Below are 14,905 nucleotides of genomic sequence, written 5' to 3'. Positions count from 1 at the left end.
TAAAAAAGCCATTTGTGACCAATCTACAAGATTAATATTTCTTTATTGTAAATTACCACTTTGTTCCTGCCATTATTTTTAGCGTGGTAGAGCGCGGTATCGGCATGAGAAAGTAGCCGATCATAGTCGGTAACATTTGCATTATCTGCAACACCGAAACTTACAGTGACAGACAGTTCTTTCGCAAGTTCAGAAAAATTATAATCCGCGATTTCTAAGCGAATAATTTCACATAAACGCGCGGCTTCATCAGCACCTTTATGAGGAAATAGTAAAGTGAACTCTTCGCCCCCCCAACGCGCAGCATAACCTTCATCGGGAAAGTTGATACGTAACAAACGGGCAATTTCACAAATCACTTGATCACCAATCAAATGTGAAAAATTGTCATTAATTAATTTAAAGTGGTCAATGTCCATAATCGCAACACTTAAGCTTTGCTTATTATGTTGGAACTGACTAAAGTTCTCGAATAGCCAACTATCGAATGCTCGTCTATTGGGTAGCTGAGTTAATTGGTCATGATTAGCGAGATGCGCGAATGCATCTGCTTGGTTCTTTAAATCGTGCATTTGTTGCTCGACCTTCTCCGTCAGCTCTATTTCAATGCGTTTATAATGATATAAACGATATTTATATATTGCATAGGCTATTAAAAATAAGCCCAAAATAAGCACTAATTTAAAGCTGGTCTTTTGCCAAAAATATGGCGCAATTCTGAATCGTAGCGTTTGTTCATTGTTTTGCCATTCACTATTTGGATAGCCCGCACGGACCTTAAATGTATATTCTCCCGGAGGTAAGTTTGTATACTCAGTAATAGCTAAGCGGCCTCTATCAACCCATTCTTCGTTGTAGCCACTTAAGTGAGTTTGATAATTTAGACGCTGCGGCATAATAAAACTTAAGCCTGCATAATTAAATGACACCCTTGAAATACCCGCTGGTAAACTTAGTACATCACTTTTAGCGGGCAATGCAACGGGCTTACCATCAACTTCAAAGCTTTCTATGACCGTTGACAAACGACGTTTACTCGCCTCTTTAAGTCGCTCAGGCTTTACAATCGCAACCCCTTTTGCCGTTGCAACCCAGAGTTGACCATCAGAATGTGTCACTGCTGCAGGGTTAGAACCGCCATTTGCTTGCGCGCTCAGCATGCCATCGCCTTCATCATACAACTGCATAGAAACAACAACTGACTCCGCACCCGTGGGGTTATCTAAAAATTCAGTAAGCTGGGTTTTATTGAGCTGAATAACACCTCGATTACTGGTTAACCACAACGAGTCACCTTGCTCAATAACCTGAAATAATTTATCAACGGGTAAGCCCTGTTCACGTCCAAACAAATGCATAACATCGGTCTTCAAATCGTAACGTATGAGGCCTCGATCCGTTGCGAGCCACATTTTTTCGCCATCAAGATAAAAACCAAACGCATATTCAGTGCTAAATTTTTCAGGAAATTCTATGTTAGAAAATGTGTTTAATGCGGGATCAAAAATAGACACTCCAACACCCGTACCAACCCATAGCTGGCCTTGATTATCTTCAGAAAGTGCCATAATAAAATTGCCAGCTAAGCCTTCTTCAGTAGTGTAAGAATGAATTTGTCCGTCGTCTGTGAGCTTTGTAAGGCCGCTGGCAGTACCGATCCATAAATTATGTGAGCTATCGAATAATACCGCTCGTACCTCATTATTAAGAAGCCCATTAGTGCGATTCTTAACTGGGTAAATTTTGTTATTCACCACTTTCATGAGGCCACCAGTGTACGTGCCCAGCCATACATCCCCATTTTTGTCTTCAGTTAAACTTAGCACTGACAGGGGATCACGTTCATATGCTTGGTTTAAGGTGGTTATTTCCCCATTTATAATTCGGTTTAAACCATTGCTACTGCCTACCCACAAACTACCATCAGAATGAGACAATACGGTGCGAACATAATCTGAAGCAAGACCACGGCTTTGGCTCCAATTCGTAAACGGGGCTTCACGCAGTCTGAATAGCCCTGCATTAGTACCAACCCAAATGCTTTTTTCACGGTCCTGCAGTAATGACAGAATACGGTTATTCGGCAAGCCATCATCGGCATCGAGATTTTCAAGGCCTGATTGCCTCAATCTAAAAACACCTTTGTTGATTGTACCGAACCAAATGTCTCCTTGGGTATCTTCGAGCAAACTCGATATGGATTCATGATTGAGCGTTGCATCAACAGAGACAAATTTATCGTGTTGCTTTTGCCATGCCCCTTTTTCTGTGCCGACGATTAAGGTACCCGACTGAGTCAATAACAGCGTAAAAGCAGAGGCATCAGGTAAACCGGCCTCTTGACCAACTTTACTGACCTTTTTACCTTCAATTTTGTATAAGCCATCACTGGTTGCAGCCCAAATGACATTCTGTTTGTCTTTTATTAGTCTGTATGCACTCAGTTTATCAACCAATGTGTGTTCTGTTGCTTTTTCTGATGCACGATACACAATACCTTGTCCCTCAAGAGCGAGCCAAATTTCGCCTTGTTCTGAGATCAATGCATGATTAATCATGGTCGATGAACTTGGAAGCGACCGCCACTGACCCTGTGAGCGCACGGCAATCCCGCCTCGTGCTCCAACAATGTATAAATCGCCATTATCCATGGCTATCAGACTTCTTAAACCTGAATCAGGCAATCCTGGGATCTCGGTTCGTGTAAAAAGTTTAAACTCTCGACCATTAAAACGCGCCAACCCTTCCCACGTTGCTATCCAGATATAGCCATCTTTCGTTTGTGCAACACTGTTAATACTATTGTGAGGTAAACCTGAGCGTGTATTCCATGTCTCAGTAAAATAGTCACTCAATGAAAGGCGAGTTGATTCTGCAAAAGCGCTAAAACATACACACAGTAAAATGAGACTAACTACCCGCGCCATAAAGCTTAACCTTTAATTATTGTTCTTTTCAGTGATGCTGTGTGGTGCTCATATCGTCAACCAACACTTCCATTACTACTACATTAGTTGCAATTCTTACTCACTTTAATCACATTTAGCAACAATCAATTACAGTAATCATTAATTTTTTCTTGCAAGATTTGAACAAACCGAGCGACATGTAAACCATCCATTAAAGCGTGATGGACATCAATGGATAGCGGGATCTTGCCGGTTCGCTTATCGTATTGACCAAACACCAATTTAGGAATACCTAACCCGTGCCCCTCACTAACAGCATGTGAAAACCCCGTGAAATTTAGCCAAGGTAAAACAGAAATATGAATGAGATCGGGTTGCCCTTCTGTCGCTGCAAACGCTTCTGAGAAGAAAGGTTGCCCTTTGCTTTCTTTTGCTACCTGCAATGCATGCTCAGAAAAGCGTTGAATAGAATCATGTTTTTCAAAGTAACTGAAACGCAATGTATCATCATCAGCTAACTCAACCACACTGGCACGTACAGTTGATAGCTGAATAGGACACGAATCTATAATACGCTGGCGCATGGGCGCATAATCGTGGCAAGCCTCTAAAGTCAGAAAAATATAGCTATGAAAAAATGAATACGGCGCTGACTTACACTGCTCATAAAGTGCAGCCATGTCGAGCGACACACAAACATTAAAGTAAGGGAGACTAAATTCTTTGAAAAAAGCAAAATGTTGCTTACGAGGCCATGACTCAAGATCAATTACGTGACAGTCATTTGGAAGAGAATGCATTGGGTGGCCCTGTGAAATAAAAAACAGTGTAGCCAGATACATTCATTAAGTCATGTAATTGCGATTAAAATCCGCGATAGTCTATTGGCTTTTTAGGGCTGTTTGCATGTTGTCGCCTATAAAGGTATTTGGCGTAATATGTTATAGCTGTAAGCTTAATTAAGCGGTTTATTTGGAATAATATTGCAAATGGGTATTGAAGCCTATTTGGGCACAAAAAAAGGCGCGCCATGCGCACCTTTTTAAACAGCAAATTAATTAAATTATAAGCCGTTTTCGATGATTTCTAATGCAAGCTCATCAGCAATTAAATGCGTTGATTTTTGCTCTTTCTCTGAGCGAGCAAAAATTTCTGTTAGCGTATCAAAAATACCTTCAACGTGCTTCGTTGACGCCTCTGCACTGTAGCCTTCTGGTGCTGTTTCGTAATACACATTAATGATACCACCAGCATTAATTACATAGTCTGGCGCGTAAAGAATGCCTTTTTCACGAATGATTTCACCGTGGCGAGACTCTGCAAGTTGATTGTTAGCACAACCAGCAATAATCGTTGCTTTTAAACGTGGAATTGTCATGTCGTTTACTGTTGCACCTAACGCACAAGGTGCATAGACATCAACATCTAGGTCATAAATTTCATCGATACCCACTGCTGTCGCATTAAAGTCATTAACAACACGTGATACAGCTTGTTCGTTAATATCAGTAACAAACAATGTTGCGCCTGCTTCATGAAGGTGTTTACAAAGACCATATGCAACGGCACCTAAACCTTGCACAGCAACCTTTATACCCGATAAATCTTGATGACCACGTTGATGCTGTAACGCGGCTTTAATACCTAAAAATGTACCGTAAGCAGTGAAAGGTGATGGATTACCACTTTTACCTTCAAGACCCAGCACATAGTTAGTTTCTTTATTCATGATTGCAACGTCATCGCACGTGATGTTTACGTCTTCTGCTGAATAATAACTACCACTTAAACGCTCTAGCTGACGGCCAAACGCACGGAAAAGCTGCTCTGATTTAATTTCTTTTGCATTACCGATAATAACAGACTTACCACCACCGAATGGTAAACGTGCAACCGCATTTTTGTATGTCATACCTTTCGATAAACGAAGGGCATCGGTTACTGCGTCTTCGTCAGTCGCATAGTCCCACATTCTACAGCCACCTACAGCTGGACCTAACTTGGTATTGTGAACCGCGATAATAGCCTTAAGGCCTGATTCTTTATCTGAACAAAACACCACTTGCTCGTGGTTATCAAAGTCGACTTTATTAAATACAGCCACAGTTAAATACTCCGAAATTTTCTTACCCTTTTTGGGGTGTGAGCGCTGAAATTGCCGAGACTTTATCACTTCGTTTGCTCCCATGCCACTATATGAGATGATAAAACTAAGCTAAGTTACGCGATTGAAATAACAACGCAAAAAGCATGTTAAAAAAGGAAATATATACCCATATAAATCCACATAAAGCATGATTAATTCAAAACAAAAGTAAATCTACTAAATCTTTTTTACGTGAACGTAAAGGTCAAGTATAGCGTAAAGAAAAAGTGACAAAGTAATTCAGTAGCAAAAGTCTGAAAACACACACTTTAAGTCAAAAGTGTGGATGAGAAAGAGACTGGTCAGAGCTGAAAAAAAACGGCGCTTGGGCGCCGTTTCATATAAACGATTTAATGACGATTATTTTAATTTACCATCAAGCTCTTCGATTTTGGCTTTCCAAATTGCTGGGCCTTGCGTGTGCGCATTGGCACCTTCGCTGTCAACAGCAACAGTCACAGGCATGTCTTCAACTTCAAACTCGTAGATTGCTTCCATACCTAAATCTTCAAACGCCACTACACGCGCTTTCTTAATAGCTTTAGATACTAAGTAAGCAGCACCGCCTACCGCCATTAAGTACACAGACTTATTGTTTTTAATTGATTCAACCGTTGCAGGACCACGCTCAGCTTTACCAATCATACCAATGATGCCCGTGTTTTCTAACATCATGTCAGTGAACTTATCCATACGCGTTGCCGTTGTTGGGCCTGCTGGGCCTACAGCTTCATCACGAACCGCATCAACAGGACCGACGTAATAGATAAATTTATTATCGAAATCAACACCTTCAGGTAAACCTTCACCTGATTGGATCATATCTTGTAGGCGTTTGTGCGCCGCATCACGGCCTGTTAAAATAGTGCCAGAGAGAAGCACAGTTTCACCCATCTTCCACTCTTGTGTGTCTTCTTTAGTTAGCGTGTTTAAGTCAACACGACGTGTGCCCTCGCCAACTTCGAACGTCACTTCTGGCCAATCCTCAAGTTTAGGAGCTTTAAGCTCTGCTGGACCTGAGCCATCTAAGGTAAAGTGAACGTGACGCGTTGCCGCACAGTTCGGGATCATTACAACAGGCTTAGATGCCGCGTGCGTCGGTGCCGTTTTAATTTTTACATCAACAACGGTTGTTAAACCGCCTAGACCTTGAGCACCAATGCCCAACTTATTCGCGCGCTCAAAAATATCAATACGCATTTTTTCTTCTGTTGTCTCAGCGCCGCGTTCAATTAGCTCGTGAATATCAACCGGATCCATTAAAGATTCTTTAGCAAGCACAGCTGCTTTTTCAGCAGTACCACCAATGCCTATACCAAGCATACCCGGCGGACACCAACCAGCCCCCATTGTTGGGAGTGTTTTTTCAACCCACGCCGCAACATCATCCGATGGGTTCAACATGACCATTTTAGTTTTGTTTTCTGAGCCGCCACCTTTAGCTGCAACCATCACTTCAACTTCGCCACCTGGCACTAAGTCGATATGAACCACAGAAGGTGTATTATCTTTGGTGTTTTTACGCGTACCAGCAGGGTCTGCAACGATTGATGCGCGTAATGGGTTATCTGGGTTTAAGTAAGCGCGACGTGTACCTTCATCAACCATTTGCTGAACAGTCATGTCTGTTTTATCCCACTTAACATCCATACCCACTTTAACGAAACAGGTAATAATACCGGTATCTTGACACAGTGGACGTTTACCTTCAGCTGACATGCGCGAGTTAATTAAGATTTGCGCAATGGCGTCTTTTGCCGCTTTACTTTGCTCTTTATTGTACGCTTTTTCTAAGGCTTGGACGAAATCGAGAGGGTGATAAAAAGAAATGTATTGCAATGCATCTTCAATGCTATCAATGAAGTCTTGCTGACGAATTGTACTCATTACGGGTTCCTTAAGTTTTTATCACGTCGCTTAGTACGTGATCCTGAGTAAACCGGTGACGAAGATTTACTCTACGGGTTAGTCATGGCATCACTATAAAGGAAATCATAACGCTGCCAATCAAATTTAACTTATGATAACCTCCTCGCCCGTTTCGGGCTAGTTATTCAAGGCAATGTAAATGATAAACGATGAAAATTTGTGCATAAAATTAGATTTAACCGATGATTGTATCTCACTCTTTACTCATTTTGCTCATTTGCCCTATGCCGTGTTACTTGATTCAGCAAATAGTAATCATGTAAACAGTCGTTTTGATATCATTGCCATTGAACCACTAAACACATTAGAAGTTCGCAACAACCAATGCTTTTTAAATGGCGAAGCGCAATCCCGTGATTGCTTCACGCTAATGAAATCAGCACTTGATGATTTTGATAATACAGCCAATCCAAACGGGCTTCCTTTTACGGGGGGCTGGCTGGGCTACTTTGGATACGATTTTGGTCGTGTAATAGAAACCATGCCATCGCATGCCGACAATGATATTGCGATGCCACAAATGGCACTGGGTTTATATCCTGATGCACTGATTTTTGATAAACAGCAGCAAAGCTGGTTTTATGTTGCTCAGCGACACCATAATCGTTTAGCTCAATATCAACACTTTTTATCTCAAACACCCACAGATTCTGTACCGTTCACTCTCAATAGTGATTGGCAGTCGAACATGACAAAAGCCAGCTACACTGAAAAGTTTGAACAAATTCAAGCCTACTTAAAAAGTGGCGACTGTTATCAAATTAATCTAGCACAGCGTTTTAACGCTGAGTTTTCAGGCTCAACATGGCATGCATATCGCACCTTAAGAGACGCCAACAAAGCACCTTTTTCGAGTTATATAAACCACCCAGACGGCGCCATTTTATCGATTTCTCCAGAGCGTTTTATTGCCATAAACCAAGGAAAAATTGAAACCAAGCCAATTAAAGGCACACTACCACGTTTAGCCAAACACGCCGATGATGAGGCACAAGCACTGCGCCTACAACAGTCAGAAAAAGACCGTGCCGAAAATGTCATGATTGTTGATTTATTACGTAACGACTTAGGCAAAGTGGCAAAACCGGGCTCGGTTACTGTTCCCGCCTTATTTGCCATTGAAAGCTTCCCTGCGGTGCACCACTTAGTCAGCACTGTTCGAGCCGAATTAGCGCACGGTAAAGATGCTGTAGATCAAATACACGCTGCATTTCCTGGGGGCTCTATCACAGGCGCACCTAAAATTCGTGCCATGGAAATAATAGAAGAGCTCGAGCCACATCGCCGAAGCGTATACTGTGGTTCAATTGGTTACTTAAGTGCCTGCGGTAATATGGACACGAGTATCACCATACGTACCTTAGTGTGCCATCAGGGCACGATATACTGCTGGGCCGGAGGCGGTATTGTCGCAGATTCACAGGTCGACTTGGAGTACCAAGAAACATACGATAAAGTAAATAAAATATTGCCTTTACTAAAGTAATAACCTTGAATAGCCAGCAATTAATCACCCGCTTCAGCTTAAGTATGGCCACTGAGCCTGCACAGCAAATTCACATTAATGCGGATAAGCGTGCCAGTGCGGTGATGTTACCGCTCATCGATGTTGAAAACGACGCACATTTAATATTGTGTAAGCGTCCTCGTCATTTACTTCACCATCCAGGGGAGATCTGTTTACCGGGTGGTAAGTTCGAGATGCAGGATGAGTCATTAATGCACACGGCACTGCGGGAACTTCATGAGGAGCTTAATATTGCTGCACATAATGTTACAGTGCATGGGCAACTTCATCAGTACTCAACATTAACAGGGTTTACGATTGCCCCCTATGTATGCAGCCTTGCTGCAGGAACCGGTTGGCAGGCAGATCCCAGCGAAGTCGAAGTGAGCTTTTTACTGCCTATTTCACATTTAAGCGATCACAGAAACTGGCAACCGCTAAGCTTTCAACGAAACGGTAAAACATTCGTTTTAAAAGGCTTAATGACACCGCATGGTCTTCTATGGGGAGCAACAGCCAGTATTATTAATAACTTTATAAAACAACTCGCCCTACCAGTTTAATTTTCATGCTTTTAGGGTTACACACGCTCACATACACGTTATTATGTGACACCGTTCAAAGGCAGAAAATACGCCGTATTTAATAAAAAATGAGTAGCAAATTATGATCAGTGCATTCGATATGTTTAGTATTGGTATTGGCCCATCATCATCTCACACTGTTGGTCCAATGCGCGCTTCACGTTTATTTGTAAATGAGCTAGAAGAAAAGAACTTATTGTCTCAGGTAACCGATGTAAAAGTTGAGCTATTTGGCTCGCTTGGCCAAACAGGTATCGGCCACGGTTCTGGCAAAGCCGTTATTTTAGGCTTAGCAGGTTACGACCCTGAAACAATCGATGCTGACTTAGTTGATGACATATTAGCTAAAATCGAAAAAGAACAAGTTATCTACTTAAATCAGAGCCACAAAGCGAAATTCCCTAAACAAGGTGCGATTGTTTTTCATCGTAGAAAAACCTTGCCTAAGCATTCAAATGCGATGGAAATCATAGCAAGTCAAAATGGCGAAAAGCTCTTTAGTAAAGTGTACTACTCTATTGGTGGTGGCTTTATTGTTACAGATGAAGAGTTTGAAAATGAAAAACAAAAAGCCCTTGATGTTCGTGAAGAAAATCCAGCACCCTATCCCTTTAATACAGCCAAAGAATTGCTAGAGTTATGTCGCGAATCAGGTTTTAGTGTATCAACATTAATGATGCATAATGAGAAAACGTTGCGCAGCGAAAATGAGATAAAAGACACCCTTTTTAATATCTGGCAAGTAATGAAAGCCTGTATAGAGCGTGGTATGCGTACCGAAGGTATCCTCCCAGGAGGCTTAAAAGTTAAACGTCGTGCCCCCAGCTTACACCTTAAACTAAACATTGAAGTAAACAATGATCCGCTGCGTGCTATGGACTGGGTTGATTTATTTGCGCTTGCAGTAAACGAAGAAAACGCAGCGGGTGGCCGTGTGGTCACTGCGCCAACAAATGGTGCTGCCGGTATTCTTCCTGCGGTTCTAATGTATTACAACACCTTCATCAAAGAAGTAGACCGTGATATTGCGACACGTTATTTATTAACAGCGGCTGCAATTGGTATTTTATATAAAAAGAATGCGTCAATTTCTGGCGCAGAGGTTGGCTGTCAAGGTGAAGTCGGGGTTGCTTGCTCTATGGCTGCCGGCGCCCTGACCGAAATAATGGGTGGTAACGTAGTACAAGTAGAAAATGCCGCTGAAATTGGCATGGAGCATAACCTAGGTTTAACTTGTGACCCCGTAGGCGGTCTTGTACAAGTTCCGTGTATTGAACGCAATGCTATGGGGGCGATTAAAGCGATTAACGCCTCTCGTTTAGCTATGCGCGGTTCTGGTGAACAAAAAGTAACGCTCGATAAAGTCATCAAAACCATGCTCGACACAGGTAATGATATGAAAACTAAATACAAAGAAACCGCACGCGGCGGTTTAGCGGTTAATATCATTGAGTGTTAATTAATACCATATATGGTATGACACATGCCCATTATCAAAAAAGCCGCTTTTATGAAGCGGCTTTTAATTTAATAACTTCACTACTTGATTGGCAATTCAATATTTTCAAACAGCTTATCTACGTCTTCTTGATTACGCAGTAAACTGGCGCGTTCAACCAATTCTTTTGTTAAATGAGGGGCAAAGCGCTCAATGAAGTCGTACATGTAACTACGCAAAAAGCTGCCTTTTCTAAAGCCAATCTTAGTGGTACTCGCTTCAAATAAATGACTTGCGTCAATACACACTAAATCGTTGTCAGTCACTTGATCAATTGCCATCGACGCTACCACGCCAACCCCAAGGCCAAGACGCACATAGGTTTTAATAACATCGGCATCCGTGGCTGTAAACACAATATGCGGTTCGAGCCCATGTGCACTAAAGGCTTTATCAAGTTCAGAGCGACCTGTGAAGCCAAACACATAGGTAATTAACGGATACTTCGCGACATCGGCAACAGTCAGGTTATCTGCTTTTTTCGCCAACGGGTGTGTTTTTGCAACCACAATACTGCGATTCCAGTGATAACAAGGCAGCATGACAAGGTCAGAATATAAGTGTAATGCTTCGGTCGCGATAGCGAAGTCAGCATCACCACGTGCTGCCGCATCAGAAATTTGCTGCGGCGTGCCTTGATGCATATGCAGTGACACCGCGGGGTATTTTTTCATGAACCCCTGAATGACATTTGGCAGCGCATAACGGGCTTGTGTGTGCGTGGTTGCAATGTTCAATTTACCTTGATCTGGCAAAGTATGTTCATTTGCGACGGCTTTGATACCTTCAACTTTCGACAAGATTTCTCGTGAAATATTAATGATTTCATTGCCAGCACTGGTTACATGTGTCAAATGCTTACCACTACGGCCAAAGATCTGAACACCCAATTCGTCTTCTAGCATACGAACTTGTTTTGAGATCCCTGGTTGAGATGTAAATAAACTTTCAGCTGTCGCAGAGACATTGAGTTTATGATTTTGGACTTCGACTATATATCTGAGTTGTTGTAGTTTCATGGCTGCATTGTAAACGTTGTTATTCTTTATTTATAAAGGCTGCTAAGCGCAATGCCAAGTGATATTTCATCGCACTGTCATTTTTTACTTTTATCGCGATTCTTTCTAAGGCTACCACATTCAACTGTGACTCGGTAGCGATGTTTATTCATAAAATACTCAATAAACATGCTTGCTTAACACGACCCTAATAAAAAAGAATGGTTGATTGATAGTTTATTGCACATAAGTATGCGCAAAACTATCCAGATGTAATATTTTTAATGTAAGATAAAAAAATTAGATAGTGAAAACTGAGATTTAGCTATGATTGTTTCTATCATCATTATGCTCATTGTTGCCTTGATTGTCATTGCACTGTGGGTAAGCGCGGTGCAACAACATAAAGAAAAACAAGAGTCAGAGCGTCGCAAAGAACTAACAAAACAGAAAAAAATCATCGAAGAAGCAGAAGAAGTACTGCTCAATAGTACAAACATTCCAATGTCTGAAAATATTTTACGTATTATTCAGCGCCGTGTTTATGATGCATTAGCGAGCATGGTGCAGCTATCACCTAACTCAAAAGAACTAAAAAGTCGCTTAAACGAAGCTAAGCAGCGCTTGACCTTGCCAATTGACTCTAATAATTCTGATGCACTTGTATTACCCGATAATGACAAACAATTAATTTCGCTGATCCAAAGTATCAAAAAGTTACGTGCATTACTGCGCTCTGAACATGGTAAAGGCAAAGTAGATAGTCAGGTATTTGTGGCCGAGGATAAGCGTTTAGAAAAGTTGCAATTAAGAATCAATGTTGAAAGCCAAATTAAGCGCGGTATTTCAGCGCGTGCAGCAAACATGGTTGGCTCAGCACGTCAGTACTTTGAAAAAGCGTTAGCCACACTTGCTTCTGTAAGCTATAGCGATGACTACATAAATACTAAAAAGCAGGAAATCGAAAATTACTTAGAAGCTATCAGCACGGAGCTAAAGGCGTCGAACGCAACATCAAGAAAGAAAAAAGCAGAGCAAGAGCAAGACGATTTAGATGTGTTATTTGCCCCAAAGAAAAAGTGGTAATCCACTTTTTCTTTGGTCTGCATTCATTACGATAAAAACGCGAATTTAATAATAAATAGTGCAGTTAGTACCCATACACTCACACTGATTTCATCTTTTTTACCACACACTAATTTAACCGCAGTATACGCAATAAAACCTAGTGCAATACCATGCGCAATTGAAAACGTTAGCGGGGTCATTAATAGCACTACGCTTACAGGAATTGCATCTGTCATGTCATCCCAATTAACCAGCTTTAAATTTTGCATCATTAAGACGGCCACGTACAATATCGCGCCCGCTGTTGCGTAGGCTGGGATCATACTGGCAAGCGGTGCAAAGAACATCATAAGCAAAAAGCAAATTCCGACGACTACCGCCGTTAAACCTGTACGCCCACCTACAGATACACCGGCCACTGACTCAATGTATGATGTGGTTGTCGACGTTCCCAGCATAGAGCCTGCAATCGTGGCAGTACTGTCCGCACTCAGCGCTCGGCCTAAACGTGGCATTTTGCCTTGTTCATCAGCAAGGCCCGCTTTTTGTGTTACAGCGACAAGCGTGCCTGACGTATCAAATAGATCTACAAAGAGAAACGCAAAAATAACCGTCAACATCGAAATTTCTAGTGCGGCTGCAAAATCTAATTGCATAAACGTAGGCGCAATTGAAGGTGGCATAGAAACAATGCCTTTGTATTCAACAAGATCTAAACCTAATGCGATGCCCGTCACTAACAAGATACTGATCAGCACCCCACTTTTCATATCACGATACAATAGCGCAGCAATCACAAAGAAGCTTAAGATAGCCAATAAAGGGCCAGGCGCAGTAATATCACCTAATTGCACCAGTGTGGCAGGACTTGCGACGATTATCCCTGCATTTTTTAATGCGATTAGCGCTAAAAAAGCGCCAATACCCGTTGCGATAGCACGCTTTAAAACCAAAGGAATCGCGTCGATAATCCATTCTCTGACTTTAAATAAGCTCAAGCATAAAAAAATACATCCCGACATAAACACCGCACCAAGCGCTGCTTGCCAACTGTAACCCATACCAAGTACGACACCATAGGTGAAAAATGCATTTAAGCCCATGCCTGGAGCCAACGCTAATGGGTAATTTGCCCACAACCCCATAATAAAGCAGCCAATCGCCGCCGCAATACAGGTTGCTACAAACGCAGCACCTTGGTCCATACCTGCTTCTGCTAGCATGGCTGGATTAACGAAAACAATATAAACCATAGTGATAAATGTTGTGATACCCGCAATGGTTTCACGGCGGACTGACGTGTTGTTTTCACGTATTTTGAAAAGTCTTTCGAACATGTTGAACTTTAAGTTAAGATTAATTGGCTAATTTTATCATATTTTCTCATAATTAGAGGACAATTTACCTTGCAATGTTCTAAACTAATAAGGTCTTTTATTTCAAGAAAATAACTAAACTATGTCTGATAAATCGCCAGTAGGCTTAGATTTAGAGCAACAACTTGACAACGTACTTGCCTTTATAACGCAGCCTGATACAGGGGATGAGCCACAAAAAAGTACGCAATCAGTTGAAAAAACACTAAACAAAGCGTTGTATTATCTTAAAAACGAACAAGCGCCACTTGCCGCAAAGTGGATGCGTTTAGCTGCAATGGCAGGTAATCATAGAGCACAATTTTACATGGGGCTGTTTTTTATAAAAGGCCAAGGCGTGCCGCACAGTGTTTTCCATGGTTCAGTCTGGTTGAGTCTCGCCAGCAGCCAAGGTTACGAGCCTGCAACCGCTGCCCTAAATGATTTAAGAAAGCACATTAGTACTCGCCGTCTGCAAGACGCACAAAGCTATGCAGCAACGCTATATGAACAAATCCACCAGCAACAATTTTCGCACCTTATTCCACACAACCCTGACGCCAATTAACAAGCGTCAGGATTCACTGCTAATTACGAGTGTTTTGTCAGTTTGCTCTCAAAGGCGATAAGCCCTGCGCCTATCACAACCAATAAAATACCAACAAACTCAAGCCATACATGGCCTTTATGCGATTTTATAAACAGGTGAAATAATACGAGATACGAGATACGAGATACGAGATACGAGATACGAGATACGAGATACGAGATACGAGATTATCAGAATAAAGGGGTGTTTTTTAAAATCAATCATTTGTTTGAGGAAAACAAATGGCGGAGTGGACGGGACTCGAACCCGCGACCCCCGGCGTGACAGGCCGGTATTCTAACCAACTGAACTACCACTCCGC

Annotated in this window: 11 protein-coding genes and 1 tRNA gene; 5 read left to right on the top strand and 7 right to left on the bottom strand. The window is 41.9% G+C overall.

Annotation, left to right across the window (positions count from 1 at the left end; all coding sequences use genetic code 11):
- Positions 1–23: 23 nt before the first annotated feature.
- The 4 genes from BM378_RS12015 to BM378_RS12000 all read right to left on the bottom strand — a co-directional run bounded on the left by BM378_RS12015 (position 24) and on the right by BM378_RS12000 (position 6,942).
- Entirely contained in the window at positions 24–2,927 is a 2,904-nt protein-coding gene (locus tag BM378_RS12015; protein ID WP_036967490.1) for a ligand-binding sensor domain-containing protein, read from the bottom strand.
- 125 nt (positions 2,928–3,052) lie between these two features.
- On the bottom strand, positions 3,053–3,709 hold the full coding sequence (locus BM378_RS12010; protein WP_036967488.1) for a CatA-like O-acetyltransferase: 657 nt from the start codon (positions 3,707–3,709) through the stop codon (positions 3,053–3,055).
- 263 nt (positions 3,710–3,972) lie between these two features.
- Positions 3,973–5,013 (bottom strand): Leu/Phe/Val dehydrogenase, encoded by a 1,041-nt coding sequence (locus BM378_RS12005; RefSeq protein WP_036969160.1) that lies wholly within the window; start codon positions 5,011–5,013, stop codon positions 3,973–3,975.
- A gap of 402 nt (positions 5,014–5,415) precedes the next feature.
- Entirely contained in the window at positions 5,416–6,942 is a 1,527-nt protein-coding gene (locus BM378_RS12000; protein ID WP_036967485.1) for a fumarate hydratase, read from the bottom strand.
- A 181-nt stretch (positions 6,943–7,123) separates the two neighbouring features.
- Here BM378_RS12000 and pabB point away from each other — a divergent pair, with 181 nt between their 5' ends.
- The 3 genes from pabB (at position 7,124) to BM378_RS11985 (ending at position 10,534) form a co-directional block, all read left to right on the top strand.
- Positions 7,124–8,470 (top strand): aminodeoxychorismate synthase component I, encoded by a 1,347-nt coding sequence (pabB, locus tag BM378_RS11995; RefSeq protein WP_074989272.1) that lies wholly within the window; start codon positions 7,124–7,126, stop codon positions 8,468–8,470.
- A gap of 5 nt (positions 8,471–8,475) precedes the next feature.
- Positions 8,476–9,054 (top strand): NUDIX hydrolase, encoded by a 579-nt coding sequence (locus tag BM378_RS11990; protein WP_074989271.1) that lies wholly within the window; start codon positions 8,476–8,478, stop codon positions 9,052–9,054.
- A 103-nt stretch (positions 9,055–9,157) separates the two neighbouring features.
- Positions 9,158–10,534, top strand: coding sequence for an L-serine ammonia-lyase (locus tag BM378_RS11985; RefSeq protein WP_036967478.1), 1,377 nt, complete (start codon positions 9,158–9,160; stop codon positions 10,532–10,534).
- A gap of 80 nt (positions 10,535–10,614) precedes the next feature.
- Here BM378_RS11985 and cysB read toward each other — a convergent pair whose 3' ends face one another.
- On the bottom strand, positions 10,615–11,592 hold the full coding sequence (gene cysB, locus BM378_RS11980; protein ID WP_036967477.1) for an HTH-type transcriptional regulator CysB: 978 nt from the start codon (positions 11,590–11,592) through the stop codon (positions 10,615–10,617).
- Positions 11,593–11,898: 306 nt separating this feature from the next.
- Between cysB and BM378_RS11975 the strand changes: the two genes are divergently transcribed.
- A complete protein-coding gene (locus BM378_RS11975) occupies positions 11,899–12,657 on the top strand; it encodes a hypothetical protein (protein ID WP_065978727.1) in 759 nt (252 codons plus the stop codon).
- A 26-nt stretch (positions 12,658–12,683) separates the two neighbouring features.
- Here BM378_RS11975 and BM378_RS11970 read toward each other — a convergent pair whose 3' ends face one another.
- Positions 12,684–13,976 (bottom strand): NCS2 family permease, encoded by a 1,293-nt coding sequence (locus BM378_RS11970; protein ID WP_065978728.1) that lies wholly within the window; start codon positions 13,974–13,976, stop codon positions 12,684–12,686.
- 121 nt (positions 13,977–14,097) lie between these two features.
- Here BM378_RS11970 and BM378_RS11965 point away from each other — a divergent pair, with 121 nt between their 5' ends.
- Positions 14,098–14,562, top strand: coding sequence for an SEL1-like repeat protein (locus tag BM378_RS11965; RefSeq protein WP_036967474.1), 465 nt, complete (start codon positions 14,098–14,100; stop codon positions 14,560–14,562).
- A 264-nt stretch (positions 14,563–14,826) separates the two neighbouring features.
- Here the strand turns inward: BM378_RS11965 and BM378_RS11960 are convergent.
- Positions 14,827–14,903 (bottom strand) — tRNA-Asp (locus BM378_RS11960).
- Between the last annotated feature and the right edge of the window lie 2 nt (positions 14,904–14,905).

The sequence above is a fragment of the Pseudoalteromonas lipolytica genome (assembly GCF_900116435.1).
Lineage (GTDB): Bacteria > Pseudomonadota > Gammaproteobacteria > Enterobacterales > Alteromonadaceae > Pseudoalteromonas > Pseudoalteromonas lipolytica.
This window is presented reverse-complemented; position numbering and strand designations above follow the sequence as displayed.

Coding starts and splice junctions, on each gene's coding strand:
- BM378_RS12000 (WP_036967485.1), bottom strand. CDS start 6,942: ATGAGTACAATTCGTCAGCAAGACTTCATTGATAGCATTGAAGATGCA.
- BM378_RS11975 (WP_065978727.1), top strand. CDS start 11,899: ATGATTGTTTCTATCATCATTATGCTCATTGTTGCCTTGATTGTCATT.
- BM378_RS11965 (WP_036967474.1), top strand. CDS start 14,098: ATGTCTGATAAATCGCCAGTAGGCTTAGATTTAGAGCAACAACTTGAC.
- pabB (WP_074989272.1), top strand. CDS start 7,124: ATGATAAACGATGAAAATTTGTGCATAAAATTAGATTTAACCGATGAT.
- cysB (WP_036967477.1), bottom strand. CDS start 11,592: ATGAAACTACAACAACTCAGATATATAGTCGAAGTCCAAAATCATAAA.
- BM378_RS12015 (WP_036967490.1), bottom strand. CDS start 2,927: ATGGCGCGGGTAGTTAGTCTCATTTTACTGTGTGTATGTTTTAGCGCT.
- BM378_RS12010 (WP_036967488.1), bottom strand. CDS start 3,709: ATGCATTCTCTTCCAAATGACTGTCACGTAATTGATCTTGAGTCATGG.
- BM378_RS11985 (WP_036967478.1), top strand. CDS start 9,158: ATGATCAGTGCATTCGATATGTTTAGTATTGGTATTGGCCCATCATCA.
- BM378_RS11970 (WP_065978728.1), bottom strand. CDS start 13,976: ATGTTCGAAAGACTTTTCAAAATACGTGAAAACAACACGTCAGTCCGC.